At 61.6% G+C, this 16,653-nt stretch carries 12 protein-coding genes and 1 tRNA gene; all 13 read left to right on the forward strand.

Annotated features, from left to right (window positions below):
- On the forward strand, positions 1-422 hold a 422-nt coding region (locus tag XBLMG947_RS01345; protein ID WP_139074340.1), incomplete at its 5' end, for an EF-Tu C-terminal domain-related protein.
- A gap of 106 nt (positions 423-528) precedes the next feature.
- Positions 529-604: transfer RNA gene (locus XBLMG947_RS01350), tRNA-Trp, on the forward strand.
- A 49-nt stretch (positions 605-653) separates the two neighbouring features.
- Positions 654-1,064 (forward strand): preprotein translocase subunit SecE, encoded by a 411-nt coding sequence (secE, locus tag XBLMG947_RS01355; protein ID WP_065466058.1) that lies wholly within the window; start codon positions 654-656, stop codon positions 1,062-1,064.
- 13 nt (positions 1,065-1,077) lie between these two features.
- Complete coding sequence (nusG, locus tag XBLMG947_RS01360) at positions 1,078-1,635, forward strand: transcription termination/antitermination protein NusG (protein ID WP_065466060.1); 558 nt, start codon at positions 1,078-1,080, stop codon at positions 1,633-1,635.
- A gap of 196 nt (positions 1,636-1,831) precedes the next feature.
- A complete protein-coding gene (rplK, locus tag XBLMG947_RS01365; protein ID WP_065466062.1) occupies positions 1,832-2,260 on the forward strand; it encodes a 50S ribosomal protein L11 in 429 nt (142 codons plus the stop codon).
- Between the two features lie 3 nt (positions 2,261-2,263).
- The gene (gene rplA / locus XBLMG947_RS01370; RefSeq protein ID WP_024712228.1) at positions 2,264-2,962 is read left to right on the forward strand and encodes a 50S ribosomal protein L1; all 699 of its coding nucleotides are present in this window, start codon (positions 2,264-2,266) and stop codon (positions 2,960-2,962) included.
- A gap of 546 nt (positions 2,963-3,508) precedes the next feature.
- Positions 3,509-4,042 (forward strand): 50S ribosomal protein L10, encoded by a 534-nt coding sequence (rplJ, locus tag XBLMG947_RS01375; RefSeq protein WP_065466063.1) that lies wholly within the window; start codon positions 3,509-3,511, stop codon positions 4,040-4,042.
- A 54-nt stretch (positions 4,043-4,096) separates the two neighbouring features.
- Complete coding sequence (rplL, locus tag XBLMG947_RS01380; protein ID WP_065466065.1) at positions 4,097-4,462, forward strand: 50S ribosomal protein L7/L12; 366 nt, start codon at positions 4,097-4,099, stop codon at positions 4,460-4,462.
- Positions 4,463-4,757: 295 nt separating this feature from the next.
- A complete protein-coding gene (rpoB, locus tag XBLMG947_RS01385) occupies positions 4,758-8,909 on the forward strand; it encodes a DNA-directed RNA polymerase subunit beta (protein ID WP_065466066.1) in 4,152 nt (1,383 codons plus the stop codon).
- Between the two features lie 149 nt (positions 8,910-9,058).
- Positions 9,059-13,276: a DNA-directed RNA polymerase subunit beta' gene (gene rpoC / locus XBLMG947_RS01390; RefSeq protein ID WP_065466067.1), complete on the forward strand. Its 4,218-nt coding sequence runs from the start codon at positions 9,059-9,061 to the stop codon at positions 13,274-13,276.
- Positions 13,277-13,494: 218 nt separating this feature from the next.
- Positions 13,495-13,869 (forward strand): 30S ribosomal protein S12, encoded by a 375-nt coding sequence (gene rpsL, locus XBLMG947_RS01395; protein WP_002811712.1) that lies wholly within the window; start codon positions 13,495-13,497, stop codon positions 13,867-13,869.
- A 12-nt stretch (positions 13,870-13,881) separates the two neighbouring features.
- Complete coding sequence (gene rpsG / locus XBLMG947_RS01400; protein ID WP_065466068.1) at positions 13,882-14,349, forward strand: 30S ribosomal protein S7; 468 nt, start codon at positions 13,882-13,884, stop codon at positions 14,347-14,349.
- A gap of 137 nt (positions 14,350-14,486) precedes the next feature.
- Positions 14,487-16,604, forward strand: coding sequence for an elongation factor G (gene fusA / locus XBLMG947_RS01405; protein WP_039435950.1), 2,118 nt, complete (start codon positions 14,487-14,489; stop codon positions 16,602-16,604).
- Positions 16,605-16,653: the final 49 nt, after the last annotated feature.

Consider the following 16,653-nt stretch of genomic DNA (forward strand, 5'->3'; position numbering starts at 1 on the left):
CCGTGACCGGCGTGGAAATGTTCCGCAAGCTGCTGGACCAGGGTCAGGCGGGCGACAACGCCGGTCTGCTGCTGCGCGGCACCAAGCGTGACGACGTTGAGCGTGGCCAGGTGCTGTGCAAGCCGGGTTCGATCAAGCCGCACACCGAGTTCGAAGCCGAAGTCTACGTGCTGTCCAAGGATGAGGGTGGCCGTCATACCCCGTTCTTCAAGGGCTACCGTCCGCAGTTCTACTTCCGCACCACCGACATCACTGGCGCGTGCCAGCTGCCGGAAGGCGTGGAAATGGTGATGCCGGGCGACAACGTGAAGATGGTCGTGACCCTGATCAACCCGGTCGCGATGGACGAAGGTCTGCGCTTCGCCATCCGTGAAGGCGGTCGTACCGTCGGCGCCGGCGTGGTTGCCAAGATCATCAAGTAAGTGCCTGCGTCCAGCTGCCTGATGGCGGCTGGATTCAAACGAATGGCGGGCCGGCTGAACCGCGGTCCGCCTTCGTTGTCTTAGGGTTTGCGGTAAACGAGTACATACGCCAGTAGCTCAATTGGCAGAGCAGCGGTCTCCAAAACCGCAGGTTGGGGGTTCGAGTCCCTCCTGGCGTGCCACTCCTCTTTCCGGCCCAGCGATTCGGGTCAGATCGGTAACTAGAGCCGGATGAATAGCAAAATCGAGCCTTCCAAAAGCGCGTCTGCTGCCAGCGCTGATATCGTGAAATACGTCATCTCCGCACTCCTCGTGGTTGCGGGGTTGTTTGTGTGGTTCTGGTTTTCTGCGCCTGAGCGCGCCACCCAGCTTGGAGCCTGGACGCCGCAGTTGCGCGCGCTGGCTGTGATCGTGGGATTGGTGGCGGGTGTATTTGTGTTTCTGGGCACCGGCAAAGGCCGTGAGACCCGCGAATTCATGTCCGAATCCAGGTTCGAATTGCGTAAGGTTGTCTGGCCGACGCGTCAGGAAGCCATTCGCACCACCTGGGTCGTGATTGTTGTTGTGATCATTCTGAGTTTGCTGTTGGGCGGCTTCGACTTTGTCATCCAGAAGCTCACGCAGTGGTTCCTGGCTCGTTGAGGAGAATCAAGCAGTGAAGCGTTGGTATGTCGTTCACGCCTATTCAGGCTTCGAAAAATCCGTTGCGCAGGCACTGCGCGACCGCATCGCCCGTACCGAAATGCAAGATCGTTTCGGCGACGTGCTGGTGCCGACCGAAGAGGTCATCGAGATGCGCGCCGGCCAGAAGCGTCGGTCCGAGCGTAAATTCTTCCCCGGCTACGTGCTGGTGCAGATCGAAACGCATGAAGAGGCGGGCATTCCGCGCATCGACAATGAGAGCTGGCACCTGGTGAAGGAAACTTCCAAGGTGATGGGCTTCATTGGCGGTACCGCCGATCGGCCGCTGCCGATCCGCGACGAAGAGGCTGATGCGATCCTGCAGCGCGTGCAGGACGGTGTCGAAAAGCCGCGTCCGAAGGTGTTGTTCGAGCCGGGCCAGATGGTGCGTGTCACCGAGGGTCCGTTCAACGACTTCAATGGCGTCGTCGAAGAAGTCAATTACGAGAAGAGCAGGCTGCGTGTGGCCGTGCTCATCTTCGGTCGGTCCACCCCGGTCGAGCTCGAATTCGGCCAGGTCGAGAAGGGCTGACCTGATGAGCGCCGACTAGGCGCTCGCCTCAGATACTGCTATAGTGCGCGGCTCGCTGTCCTGGCGAATCGCCGGGAAACAATGGCTGCCGCATGGCGGCCATCTGCGTGTGGTCAACAACGTGAAGCCGGGACACGTGATTTCCCGGTCCGATGGGGAGCCTGTTGTCAGGCGTTAGCACCCGGAGAGTATCGAAATGGCTAAGAAGATTACTGCTTTCATCAAGCTGCAGGTCAAGGCCGGTCAGGCCAATCCTGCGCCGCCGGTTGGCCCCGCACTGGGTCAGCGCGGTCTGAACATCATGGAATTCTGCAAAGCATTCAACGCTGCGACGTCGAAGCTGGAGCCGGGTCTGCCGACCCCGGTGATCATCACTGCATATTCTGATCGTACCTTCACCTTCGTCACCAAGAGCACCCCGGCCAGCGTGCTGCTCAAGAAGGCCGCAGGCGTGACCTCCGGCTCGAAGCGTCCCAATACCGACAAGGTGGGCAAGGTGACGCGCAAGCAGCTCGAAGAGATCGTCAAGGTCAAGGAAGCCGATTTGACGGCAGCCGAGCTGGAAGCGGCGGTTCGCACGATTGCGGGTTCTGCCCGCAGCATGGGTTTGACGGTGGAGGGCTAAGACATGGCACAGAGCAAGCGCGTTAAGGCCATTGCGGCCGCTGTCGTTCCGGGCAAGACCTATGCCTTCGAAGACGCAATCAAGATCCTGAAGACCGCCACCAAGGCCAAGTTCGTCGAGTCGATCGACGTGGCTGTGCGCCTGGGCGTGGACGCCAAGAAGTCCGATCAGCAGGTGCGCGGTTCGACCGTGCTGCCGGCCGGTACCGGCAAGAGCGTGCGCGTTGCAGTGTTCGCACCGGCAGGCGCCAAGGCTGACGAAGCCCTGGCTGCAGGCGCCGAGGCAGTGGGCATGGACGACTTGGCCGAGAAGATGCAGGCCGGTGATCTGAACTATGACGTGGTCATCGCGACGCCGGACGCCATGCGCGTTGTCGGTAAGCTGGGCACCCTGCTGGGTCCGCGCGGCTTGATGCCGAACCCGAAGGTCGGCACCGTGTCGGCCAATCCGGGCGAAGCGGTCAAGAACGCCAAGTCGGGCCAGGTGCGTTACCGCACCGACAAGGCCGGCATCATTCACTGCACCATCGGCAAAGCCAGCTTCGATGACGAAGCGCTGAAGTCGAACCTGCAGGCGCTGTTGCTGGATCTGGTCAAGGCCAAGCCGGCGACCTCGAAGGGCACCTACCTGCAGAAGGTGTCGGTCAGCTCGACGATGGGTCCGGGCGTGACGGTTGATCAGTCGAGCCTGTCGCTGAAGTAAGCGAATACGCCGGGCGCCATGCGCCTGACGTGTTTGGCAGTACAGCATTGTTTTTCCGGCCCGGGTGACCGTGTGCTGGGAGTCCGTTCCCTCCTTTGGGGTAACGGACATTTTGAAGGCGATCGCCGGCATGTCCGGCGGTAGCCGTCAAAGACCGCAGGCGCGGTCAGCGCAGATCGACGACGGGCAAGGATGCTCGCACTGGCAAGGAGTCGCCGTCGATGCCGCGGGATCGCTTAATTGGTTCGTTTCGAACCGGCCGGCGTAGATGGTGTCGCCCTTCTGGAGCTTTCTGGTTTACGCGCGTCTGGGACATCCCGGATCGAGTCCACTCCAGGTCTAGAACGGCCACCAAAGGAGCATCAGTTGATGTTCCCGGCTTCCAGGAAGGAGGCTGCCCTGGACCGCAACCGGCAGGAGCCGCGAGCGGAGTAGTTTGAAGCGGGGATTAGGGATTCGGTAGTGGGGATTTGCAGGAGCTGCTTCATGGCTTGCGACGAATCACCAATGACCAATCACCAATCCCGGCTTTAACGGAGGAGTGCAATGGCTCTCAATCTGTCCCAGAAGCAAGAAGTAGTCGCCGAGCTGGCAGACATCGCCGCCAAGGCCCACTCCCTGATCGCCGCCGAATACGCTGGCACCACGGTCTCGCAGATGACCGCGATGCGTAAGCAGGCTCGCGAAACCGGCGTGTTCTTGAAAGTTGTCAAGAACACCCTGGCTGCGCGCGCCGTTGAAGGTACTGAGTTCGCTGTCGCTGCTGACAAGCTGGTCGGTCCTTTGCTGTACGCGTTTTCGATGGAGGAGCCCGGCGCAGCCGGTCGCCTGATCAAGGAATTTGCCAAGAGCAACGACAAGCTGCAGGCCAAGGTCGTGTCCATCGGCGGGGAATTGTTCCCGGCTGGCCACGTCGACGTGTTGGCCTCGCTGCCGACCCGTGACCAGGCCCTGGCCATGCTGGCCCGCGTGCTGTCCGAACCGGCTGCCATGTTCGCCCGTGCCGTCAAGGCCGTTGGCGACAAGCAGGGTGGTGGCGACGAAGCCGCCGCGCCGGTCGCCGAGACTGCCGAAGCTTGATGTCCTAGCGTTCGCTAGAACCCCAATCCAGAAAATCATTTAAAGGTAATCACAATGTCCCTTACCAACGAACAGATCGTCGACGCCATCGCCGAGAAGTCCCTGATGGAAGTGATGGAGCTGGTCAAGGCCATCGAAGAAAAGTTCGGCGTCTCCGCCGCTGCCCCGGTCGCTGCTGCTGCTGCTGGCCCGGCTGCCGTGGTTGAAGAGCAGACCGAGTTCAACGTGGTGCTGACCAGCGCCGGTGCCAACAAGGTTGCTGCGATTAAGGCTGTGCGCGGCGTGACCGGCCTGGGTCTGAAGGAAGCCAAGGATCTGACCGAAGCCGGTGGCATCCTGAAGGAAGCCGTCAGCAAGGACGAAGCCGAGAAGATCAAGAAGGAAATGACTGACGCTGGTGCGACGGTCGAAATCAAGTAATTAGTACCTTGCATCGCCAGCGTTTCATGGTGATGCACTGAAGGCTGGGGGCGTAAAGCCCCCGGCCTTTGGCCGTTGATGGAAAGCCGGGATTTGAGAGTCGGCATTCGGGATTCGAAGGCAGCCTTCGCTAATCCCCAATCTCGTCATCCCCAATCCTCGCCTCACCGAGTTGGTAGTTGGAAGTAGCGGGAGAAGGCGTGCTGGTGCCGGCAATACCAGCGACTTCCAACTGACAATTTTGTTATTTCAGGGCCGCCGCGACGCGGCCCCCGCAGCCTAGGGTGAAGACCTCATGACGTCTTATTCGTTCACCGAGAAAAAGCGTATCCGCAAGGATTTCGGTAAGCAGCGCTCGATCCTCGAAGTGCCGTTTCTGCTTGCCATCCAGGTGGATTCCTACCGCGAATTCCTGCAGGAAGACGTGGAGCCGACCAAGCGCAAGGACCTCGGTCTGCATGCTGCTCTGAAGTCGGTGTTCCCGATCTCCAGCTACAGCGGCAACGCTGCGCTCGAGTACGTGGGCTACAAGTTGGGTCAGCCGGTGTTTGACGAGCGTGAATGCCGTCAGCGTGGCATGAGCTACGGCGCGCCGCTGCGCGTGACCGTGCGCCTGGTGATCTACGACCGCGAGTCGTCGACCAAGGCCATCAAGTACGTGAAGGAGCAGGAGGTCTATCTCGGCGAAATTCCGCTGATGACCGGCAACGGTACCTTCATCGTCAACGGCACCGAGCGCGTGATCGTCTCGCAGCTGCACCGCTCGCCGGGCGTGTTCTTCGATCACGACCGTGGCAAGACCCACAGCTCGGGCAAGCTGCTGTACAGCGCCCGCATCATTCCGTACCGCGGTTCCTGGCTGGACTTCGAGTTCGACCCGAAGGATGCGCTGTTCACCCGTATCGACCGTCGCCGCAAGCTGCCGGTGTCGATCCTGCTGCGCGCGCTCGGCTACAACAACGAAGAAATGCTGGCCGAGTTCTTCGAGATCAACACGTTCCATATCAACCCGGACGAAGGCGTGCAGCTGGAGCTGGTGCCGGAGCGTCTGCGTGGTGAAACACTGAACTTCGACCTGGCCGATGGCGACAAGGTCATCGTGGAAGCGGGCAAGCGCATCACCGCCCGTCACGTCAAGCAGCTGGAAGCCGCCGGCGTTGCCGCGCTGGCGGTGCCGGACGACTATCTGGTCGGCCGCATCCTGTCGCACGACGTGGTCGATTGTTCGACCGGCGAGCTGCTGGCCAACGCCAACGACGAAATCAGCGAAGACCAGCTGGCTGCGTTCCGCAAGGCCGGCGTCGACGCGGTCGGCACCCTGTGGGTGAACGACCTGGATCGTGGTCCGTACCTGTCCAACACCTTGCGCATCGATCCGACCAAGACGCAGCTGGAAGCACTGGTCGAGATCTACCGCATGATGCGTCCGGGCGAGCCGCCGACCAAGGAAGCCGCGCAGAACCTGTTCCACAACTTGTTCTTCACCTTCGAGCGTTACGACCTCTCGACGGTCGGCCGCATGAAGTTCAACCGCCGCGTCGGCCGCAAGGACGTGCTGGGCGAGTCGGTGCTGTACGACAAGAAGTACTTTGCCGAGCGCAATGACGAAGAATCCAAGCGTCTGGTCGCCGAGCACACCGACACCTCCGACATCCTGGAAGTGATCAAGGTGCTGACCGAAATCCGTAACGGTCGCGGCGTGGTCGATGATATCGATCACCTGGGCAACCGTCGCGTGCGTTCGGTCGGCGAAATGGCCGAGAACGTGTTCCGCGTGGGCCTGGTCCGCGTCGAGCGCGCGGTCAAGGAGCGTCTGTCGATGGCGGAGTCGGAAGGTCTGACCCCGCAGGAACTGATCAACGCCAAGCCGGTGGCCGCGGCGATCAAGGAGTTCTTCGGCTCCTCGCAGCTGTCGCAGTTCATGGACCAGAACAACCCGCTGTCGGAAGTGACGCACAAGCGTCGCGTCTCCGCGCTGGGACCGGGCGGTCTGACCCGCGAACGCGCCGGCTTCGAAGTGCGCGACGTGCATCCGACCCATTACGGCCGCGTCTGCACCATCGAAACGCCGGAAGGTCCGAACATCGGCCTGATCAACTCGCTGGCCGTGTTCGCCCGCACCAACCAGTACGGCTTCCTCGAAACGCCGTACCGTAAGGTGCTGGACGGCAAGGTGTCCGACGACGTCGAGTACCTGTCGGCGATCGAAGAAAACGAGTACGTGATCGCCCAGGCGAACGCGCTGACCGACGCCAAGAACATGCTCACCGAGCAGTTCGTGCCGTGCCGGTTCCAGGGCGAATCGCTGCTGAAGCCGCCGGCGGAAGTGCACTTCATGGACGTCTCGCCGATGCAGACCGTGTCGGTCGCCGCGGCGCTGGTGCCGTTCCTCGAGCACGACGACGCCAACCGTGCACTGATGGGCGCCAACATGCAGCGCCAGGCCGTGCCGACGCTGCGTTCGCAAAAACCCCTTGTCGGTACCGGCATCGAGCGTGCGGTTGCGCGCGACTCGGGCGTGACCGTCAATGCGTTGCGTGGTGGCGTGATCGAGCAGATCGACGCGGCGCGTATCGTGGTCAAGGTCAACGAAGCAGAAATCGGCGGCGGCACCGATGCCGGTGTGGATATCTACAACCTGATCAAGTACACCCGTTCCAACCAGAACACCTGCATCAACCAGCGTCCGCTGGTGAACGTGGGTGACGTGATCGCGCGCGGCGACGTGCTGGCCGATGGCCCGTCCACCGACATCGGTGAACTGGCGCTGGGTCAGAACATGCTGATCGCCTTCATGCCGTGGAACGGCTACAACTTCGAAGACTCCATCCTGCTCTCCGAGCGCGTGGTGGAAGAGGATCGTTACACCACGATCCACATCGAAGAACTGACCTGCGTGGCGCGCGACACCAAGCTGGGGCCGGAGGAAATTTCTGCCGACATCCCGAACGTGTCCGAGCAGGCGTTGAACCGTCTGGACGAGTCCGGCGTGGTGTATATCGGTGCAGAAGTGCGCGCCGGCGACATCATGGTCGGCAAGGTCACGCCAAAGGGCGAAAGCCAGCTGACCCCGGAAGAAAAGCTGCTGCGTGCGATCTTCGGCGAGAAAGCGTCCGACGTGAAGGACAGCTCGTTGCGCGTGCCCCCGGGCATGGACGGCACCGTTATCGACGTGCAGGTCTTCACCCGCGACGGCATCGAGAAGGACAAGCGTGCGCGTCAGATCGAAGAGTCCGAAATCAAGCGCGTCAAGAAGGACTTCGACGATCAGTTCCGCATCCTGGAAGCGGCCATCTACGCACGTCTGCGCTCGCAGATCGTGGGGAAGGTTGCCAATGGCGGCGCGAACCTGAAGAAGGGCGACGCCGTCACCGACGCGTACCTGGATGGGCTGAAGAAGTCTGACTGGTTCCAGCTGCGCATGAAGGACGAAGACGCTGCCGACGCCATCGAGCGTGCGCAGAAGCAGATCCAGGCGCACGAAAAGGAATTCGAAGCACGTTTTGCCGACAAGCGCGGCAAGATCACCCAGGGCGACGACCTCGCACCGGGCGTGCTGAAGATGGTCAAGGTGTTCCTGGCCGTGAAGCGCCGCATCCAGCCGGGCGACAAGATGGCAGGCCGCCACGGCAACAAGGGTGTGGTCTCCAACGTGGTACCCGTGGAAGACATGCCGTACATGGCCACCGGCGAATCGGTCGACATCGTGTTGAACCCGCTCGGCGTGCCGTCGCGTATGAACATCGGCCAGATTCTGGAAGTGCATCTGGGCTGGGCCGCCAAGGGCCTGGGTCGTAAGATCCAGCGCATGCTCGAAGCGCAGACGGCGGTCAGCGAACTGCGCAAGTTCCTGGACGACATCTACAACCACGACAACGCAATCAATGCGCAGCGCGTGGACCTGTCGCAGTTCAGCGATGAGGAATTGCTCAACCTGGGCAAGAACCTGATCGACGGCGTGCCGATGGCGACTCCGGTGTTCGACGGTGCCAGTGAAGCGGAAATCAAGCGCATGCTGGAACTGGCGGACCTGCCGCAGAGCGGTCAGACCCAGCTGTACGACGGTCGCACCGGCGAAGCGTTCGATCGCAAGACCACGGTCGGCTACATGCATTACCTGAAGTTGAACCACTTGGTCGACGACAAGATGCATGCACGTTCGACTGGCCCGTACTCGCTCGTGACCCAGCAGCCGCTGGGCGGCAAGGCGCAGTTCGGTGGTCAGCGCTTCGGCGAAATGGAAGTCTGGGCGCTGGAAGCCTACGGCGCGGCCTACACCCTGCAGGAAATGCTGACGGTGAAGTCCGACGACGTGCAGGGCCGCAACCAGATGTACAAGAACATCGTCGATGGTGAGCACGAGATGGTCGCGGGCATGCCGGAATCCTTCAACGTGTTGGTGAAGGAAATCCGCTCGCTGGCGATCAACATGGAACTGGAAGAGTAAGAGCAGGGCCCGGTCAGGGACCGGCAACCGGAAGAGACAGGCGTTCAGCGCTTTCGCTCTTCCGGGGCACGGTTCCCTGATCCCAGTCCCGATCAAAGCTATTTGCGTTTCATCTCAGATACGAAATTCCTCCGACCCGGAGATATCAAATGAAAGACCTGCTCAACCTTTTCAATCAGCAGCGCCAGACGCTGGATTTCGACGCGATCAAGATCGCGCTGGCGTCGCCGGACCTGATCCGTTCGTGGTCCTACGGCGAAGTGAAGAAGCCCGAAACCATCAACTACCGCACCTTCAAGCCCGAGCGTGACGGCCTGTTCTGCGCCGCCATCTTTGGACCGATCAAGGATTACGAGTGCCTGTGCGGCAAGTACAAGCGCATGAAGCACCGTGGCGTGGTCTGCGAAAAGTGCGGCACCGAAGTCACCCTGGCCAAGGTGCGCCGCGAGCGCATGGGTCATATCGACCTGGCCTCGCCGGTCGCGCACATCTGGTTCCTCAAGTCGCTGCCCTCGCGCATCGGCCTGATGCTGGACATGACCCTGCGTGACATCGAGCGCGTGCTGTACTTCGAAGCCTATGTGGTCACCGAGCCGGGCCTGACCCCGCTCGAGCGCCGCCAGCTGCTGACCGAAGAGCAGTACCTGACCGCACGCCAGGAGTACAACGACGACTTCGACGCCGCCATGGGCGCCGAGGCCGTGTACGAGCTGCTGCGCACGATCGACCTGCAGTCGGAAATGACCCGCCTGCGCGAGGAAATCGCCAGCACCGGTTCGGAAACCAAGCTCAAGCGTCTCACCAAGCGCATCAAGCTGATCGAAGCCTTCCTGGAATCGGGCAACCGTCCGGAGTGGATGGTCATGACCGTGCTTCCCGTGCTGCCGCCGGACTTGCGTCCGCTGGTGCCGCTGGATGGTGGCCGCTTCGCGACCTCGGATCTGAACGATCTGTACCGCCGCGTGATCAACCGCAACAACCGTCTGCGTCGCCTGCTCGAGCTCAATGCGCCGGACATCATCGTGCGCAATGAAAAGCGCATGCTGCAGGAATCGGTCGATGCGCTGCTGGACAACGGTCGTCGCGGCCGTGCCATCACCGGCACCAACAAGCGTCCGCTGAAGTCGCTGGCCGATATGATCAAGGGCAAGCAGGGCCGGTTCCGTCAGAACCTGCTCGGCAAGCGCGTGGACTACTCCGGCCGTTCGGTCATCACCGTCGGTCCGTACCTGAAGCTGCACCAGTGCGGCCTGCCGAAGAAGATGGCGCTTGAGTTGTTCAAGCCGTTCGTGTTCGCCAAGCTGCAGCGTCGTGGCCTGGCCACCACCATCAAGGCCGCCAAGAAGCTGGTCGAGCGCGAAGAGGCCGAGGTGTGGGACATCCTCGAAGAAGTCATCCGCGAGCATCCGGTGCTGTTGAACCGTGCGCCGACCCTGCACCGTCTGGGTATCCAGGCGTTCGAGCCGGTGTTGATCGAAGGCAAGGCCATCCAGCTGCATCCGCTGGTGTGTACCGCCTTCAACGCCGACTTCGACGGCGACCAGATGGCCGTCCACGTGCCGCTCTCGCTGGAAGCCCAGCTGGAAGCGCGTGCGCTGATGATGTCCACCAACAACATCCTGTCGCCGGCCAACGGCGAGCCGATCATCGTGCCGTCGCAGGACGTGGTGTTGGGCCTGTACTACATGAGCCGCGCTCTTGAGAACAAGAAGGGCGAGGGCATGGTGTTCGCCAACACCAGCGAAGTGAAGCGCGCCTACGACAACCGCGTGGTGGAACTGCACGCCAAGGTCAAGGTCCGTATCACCCAGGTGGACGTGGACGCCGTCGATGGCAAGCGCACCAGCGGCACCTCGATCGTGGACACCACGGTCGGTCGTGCGTTGCTGAGCGAAATCCTGCCCGAAGGCCTGCCGTTCCAGCTGGCCAACACCGAGATGACCAAGAAGAACATCTCGCGCCTGATCAACTCCAGCTACCGTCTGCTGGGCTTGAAGGACACCGTCGTGTTCGCCGACAAGCTGATGTACACCGGCTACGCCTACGCCACCCGCGCCGGCGTGTCGATCGGCATCGACGACATGCTGATCCCGGACGAGAAGAAGGGCATCCTCACCGAGGCAGAAGCCGAAGTGCTGGAAATCCAGGAGCAGTACCAGTCCGGTCTGGTCACCGCCGGCGAGCGCTACAACAAGGTCGTGGACATCTGGTCGCGTACCAGCGAGCGCATCGCCAAGGCGATGATGGACACCATCGGTACCGAAAAGGTCGAGAACGCCAAGGGCGAGACCATCGATCAGAAGTCGATGAACTCGCTCTACATCATGGCCGACTCCGGTGCCCGTGGTAGCCAGGCGCAGATCCGTCAGCTGGCCGGTATGCGCGGCCTGATGGCGCGTCCGGACGGCTCGATCATCGAGACGCCCATCAAGGCGAACTTCCGGGAAGGCCTGAACGTGCAGGAGTACTTCAACTCCACCCACGGTGCCCGTAAGGGTCTGGCCGATACCGCGCTGAAGACCGCGAACTCGGGTTACCTGACCCGTCGTCTGGTCGACGTGGCGCAGGACGTGGTGATCACCGAAATCGATTGCGGCACCACCGAAGGGTTGATCATGACCCCGATCGTGGAAGGCGGCGACGTGGTCGAACCGCTGCGCGAGCGCGTGCTGGGTCGTGTGGTGGCCGAGGACGTGTATCTCCCGGGCAACGACGAAGAGCCGATCGTCACCCGCAACACGCTGCTCGACGAAGCCTGGGTCGCCAAGCTCGAAGACGCCAGCGTGCAGTCGGTGAAGGTGCGTTCGACGATCAGCTGCGAATCCTCGTTCGGCGTGTGCGCACGCTGCTACGGCCGCGATCTCGCACGTGGCCACCAGGTCAACATCGGCGAAGCGGTCGGCGTTATCGCTGCGCAGTCGATCGGTGAGCCGGGTACCCAGCTGACCATGCGTACGTTCCATATCGGTGGTGCGGCATCGCGTGCGGCTGCGGTGGACAACATCACCGTCAAGACCACCGGTTCGGTGAAGTTCAACAACCTCAAGTCGGTGGCGCACGCCAGTGGCTCGCTGGTTGCGGTCTCGCGTTCTGGCGAACTGTCCGTGCTCGATGGCCATGGCCGCGAGCGCGAGCGTTACAAGTTGCCGTACGGCGCCACCATCACTGCCAAAGATGGCGATGCGGTCAAGGCTGGGCAGAGCGTTGCCAACTGGGATCCGCATAACCACCCGATCGTTTCGGAAGTGGCCGGTTTCATTCGCTTCATCGACTTCGTCGACGGCGTCACCGTCATCGAGAAGACTGACGAACTGACCGGTCTGGCCTCGCGCGAAATCACCGACCCGAAGCGTCGCGGTGCGCATGCCAAGGAACTGCGTCCGATCGTGCGTATCGTTGATGGCAAGGGTAATGACCTGACGATCCCGAACACGGATCTGCCGGCTCAGTACCTGCTGCCGCCGCGCTCCATCGTCAACCTGCAGGACGGCGCTGCCGTCGGCGTAGGCGACGTAGTTGCCAAGATCCCGCAGGAAGCGTCCAAGACCCGCGACATCACCGGTGGTCTGCCGCGCGTTGCCGACTTGTTCGAAGCACGCAAGCCGAAGGATCCGGCGATCCTGGCCGAGCGCTCGGGCATCATCAGCTTCGGTAAGGACACCAAGGGCAAGCAGCGCCTGATCATCAAGGACACCGATGGTTCGGAACACGAAGAGCTGATTCCCAAGTACCGCCAGATCATCGTGTTCGAAGGCGAGCATGTGACCAAGGGTGAGACCGTGGTGGACGGCGAGCCGAGCCCGCAGGACATCCTGCGTCTGCTGGGTGTCGAACCGCTGGCGGCGTACCTGGTCAAGGAAATCCAGGACGTGTACCGCCTGCAGGGCGTGAAGATCAACGACAAGCACATCGAGGTGATCACGCGCCAGATGCTGCGCAAGGTCGAGATCGTCGATCAGGGCAACAGCAAGTTCCTCAACGGCGAGCAGGTCGAACGCCAGCGCGTCATCGAGGAAAATGCCCGCCTGGTCAAGCGCAACGAATTGTCGGCCAAGTACGATCCGGTGCTGCTGGGTATCACCAAGGCGTCGCTTGCCACCGAGTCGTTCATCTCGGCGGCATCGTTCCAGGAGACCACCCGCGTGTTGACCGAGGCGGCCGTTCGCGGCACCCGCGACAACCTGCGCGGTCTGAAGGAAAACGTCATCGTGGGTCGCCTGATCCCGGCCGGTACCGGTCTTGCGTATCACGCCGGACGTCGCAAGGCATCGGGTCTGACCGACTCGGAAATGGAAACGCTGTCGGGCAAGCCGGCGGTTGCCGAACCGGTCGCAGCTGTGGCCGACGCTGGCGCGGACGAGGAGTAAGCGCTCCGACGGCGGTCGCAAGACCGCCGTAAGCCAAGCGAAAAGGAGGGCAGGAGGCCCTCCGTTTTCCGGCCTTGGATGGGCCAACGGGTTCAGATTTCGTGAAGTTGACGGAATTTCGTCCTGCCAGCTATACTTCTCTGTCTCGGTGGGCCGGTCTCGGCCTGCCTTTGTTTTCGTGTAGGCCGTCTCGGCCTCTCAATCAGAAGAATCAACTGATGACGACGATCAATCAGCTGGTCCGCAAGCCTCGGCAAGCGACCACCTACAAGAGTGCCTCCCCGGCACTGGACAAGTGTCCGCAGCGCCGCGGCGTCTGCACACGCGTCTATACCACTACCCCGAAGAAGCCGAACTCGGCCCTGCGTAAGGTCGCCAAAGTGCGCCTGACCAATCAGGAAGAGGTCATCAGCTACATCGGTGGTGAAGGCCACAACCTGCAGGAGCACTCCGTGGTCCTGATTCGCGGTGGCCGCGTCAAGGATCTTCCCGGTGTGCGTTATCACACCGTCCGTGGTTCGCTGGACGCCGCCGGCGTCGCCAAGCGTCGTCAAGGCCGTTCCAAGTACGGCGCCAAGCGCCCGAAGAGCTAAGGAAATACTCAAATGTCCCGTAAAGGTTCTACTCCGCAGCGCACCGTCCTGCCAGATCCAAAGTGTGGCAGCGAAACCATTGCCCGCTTCATCAATATGGTGATGCAAAGTGGCAAGAAGTCGGTTGCTGAGAAAATTGTCTATGGCGCGATGGACGTCATTGGCGAAAAGAATCCGAATGCCGTCGAGCTGGTGCAGAAAGCACTGGACAACGTGGCCCCGGCTGTCGAAGTCAAATCGCGTCGCGTCGGTGGTGCTACCTATCAGGTGCCCGTCGAAGTGCGCTCCTCCCGTCGCATGGCGCTGGCAATGCGCTGGTTGATCGATTCCGCGCGCAAGCGTGGCGAGAACACCATGCCGCGCAAGCTGGCTGCAGAGCTGTTGGACGCCTCGGAAAGCCGCGGCGGCGCAATCAAGAAGCGCGAAGAGACCCACCGGATGGCGGAAGCGAACAAGGCGTTCGCACACTACCGCTGGTGACCTCGGGGGCCTTGGTAACGGGGCCCTTCAGCACCATATGAGTGCTGTTTGCGACGCATGTTGCGTCGCATCCAATCCGAAGGCCGCCGAAAGGCGGCGTTCGGCCATCCGAAATCCAAGAAATTGAGAGGCTCCCCGTGGCCCGCACCACCCCTATCGAGCGTTACCGCAACTTCGGCATCATGGCTCACATCGATGCCGGCAAGACCACCACTTCCGAGCGCATCCTGTTTTACACCGGTGTGAGTCACAAGATCGGCGAAGTCCATGACGGCGCTGCAGTGATGGACTGGATGGAGCAGGAGCAGGAGCGTGGTATCACCATCACCTCCGCTGCGACCACTGCGTTCTGGTCGGGCATGGACAAGTCCATGCCGCAGCACCGCTTCAACATCATCGATACCCCCGGGCACGTCGACTTCACCATCGAAGTGGAGCGCTCCTTGCGCGTGCTCGACGGTGCGGTGTTCGTGCTGTGCGCCGTGGGTGGTGTGCAGCCGCAGTCCGAGACCGTGTGGCGTCAGGCCAACAAGTATTCCGTTCCGCGCATGGCCTTCGTCAACAAGATGGACCGTACCGGTGCCAACTTCGACAAGGTCGTTGAGCAGTTGAAGGCCCGTTTGGGTGCCTACGCCGTGCCGATGCAGGTGCCGATCGGTGCTGAAGACGGCTTCGAGGGCGTGGTGGACCTGCTCAAGATGAAGGCGATCCATTGGGATACCGCTTCGCAGGGCACTACCTTCGAATATCGCGATATTCCGGCCGATCTGGTCGATGTCGCGACCGAGGCACGTTCGTTCATGGTCGAGGCGGCTGCAGAAGCCAGCGAAGACCTGATGGACAAGTACCTCAACGAAGGCGACCTGAGCGAAGAAGAGATCCTGCAGGGTCTGCGCGAGCGCACCTTGAAGGTGGAGATCGTGCCGGTGTTCTGTGGCTCGGCGTTCAAGAACAAGGGCGTGCAGGCCATGCTCGACGGCGTGGTGCACCTGCTGCCGTCGCCGGCCGACCGTCCGCCGGTTGCGGGTATCGACGAAGACGAGAAGGAAGACACGCGCGCTGCGACCGATACCGCACCGTTCTCGGCGCTGGCGTTCAAGATCATGACCGACCCGTTCGTGGGGTCGCTGACGTTCTTCCGTGTCTACTCGGGCACGTTGAACTCCGGCGACCAGGTCTATAACCCGGTCAAGTCGAAGAAAGAGCGCGTGGGCCGCATCCTGCAGATGCACTCCAACAATCGCGAAGAGATCAAGGAAGTGCGCGCGGGTGACATCGCCGCTGCCGTGGGTCTGAAGGACGTCACCACCGGTGACACGCTGTGTGCGCAGGACAAGATCATCACCCTGGAGCGCATGGTGTTCCCGGAGCCGGTGATCTCGATGGCGGTGGAGCCGAAGACCAAGTCGGACCAGGAAAAGATGGGCATGGCCCTGGGCCGTCTGGCGCAGGAAGATCCCTCGTTCCGCGTCAAGACCGACGAAGAATCCGGCCAGACCATCATCTCCGGCATGGGCGAGTTGCACCTGGACATCATCGTCGACCGCATGCGTCGCGAGTTCAATGTCGAGGCCAACGTCGGCAAGCCGCAGGTGGCCTACCGCGAAACGATCCGCAAGTCCGACGTCAAGTCCGACTACAAGCACGCCAAGCAGTCTGGTGGTAAGGGTCAGTACGGTCACGTGGTGATCGAGCTGTCGCCGATGACCGAGGAAGAGCGCAAGAGCGACAACGTCAAGGACGATTTCCTGTTCGTCAACGACATCACCGGCGGCATCATTCCGAAGGAATTCATCCCCTCGGTCGAAAAGGGTCTGCGCGAGACGATCACCAGTGGTCCGATCGCCGGCTTCCCGGTGGTGGGCGTGAAGGTCAAGCTGGTGTTCGGCTCGTACCATGACGTCGACTCCTCGGAAATGGCGTTCAAGCTGGCCGCGTCGATGGCGTTCAAGCAGGGCTTTGCGAAAGCCAGCCCGGTGTTGCTGGAGCCGATCATGAAGGTCGAAATCGTCAGCCCGGAGGATTACCTGGGTGATGTGATGGGCGACGTGAGCCGCCGTCGTGGCGTGTTGCAGGGTCAGGACGACAGCCCGTCGGGCAAGATCATCAATGCGATGATTCCGCTGGGTGAGATGTTCGGTTACGCGACTTCGCTGCGCTCGATGAGCCAGGGCCGTGCGACGTTCTCGATGGAATTCGACCACTACGAAGAGGCACCGGCCAACATCGCCGACGCCGTCACCAAGAAGGGCTGAGTTCGCTCAGCCGCTTCTCACAAATTTTTTCAATTAGAGGTAGTTAGTC

Origin of the sequence: Xanthomonas bromi (assembly GCF_900092025.1) — a bacterium.
GTDB classification, from domain to species: domain Bacteria; phylum Pseudomonadota; class Gammaproteobacteria; order Xanthomonadales; family Xanthomonadaceae; genus Xanthomonas; species Xanthomonas bromi.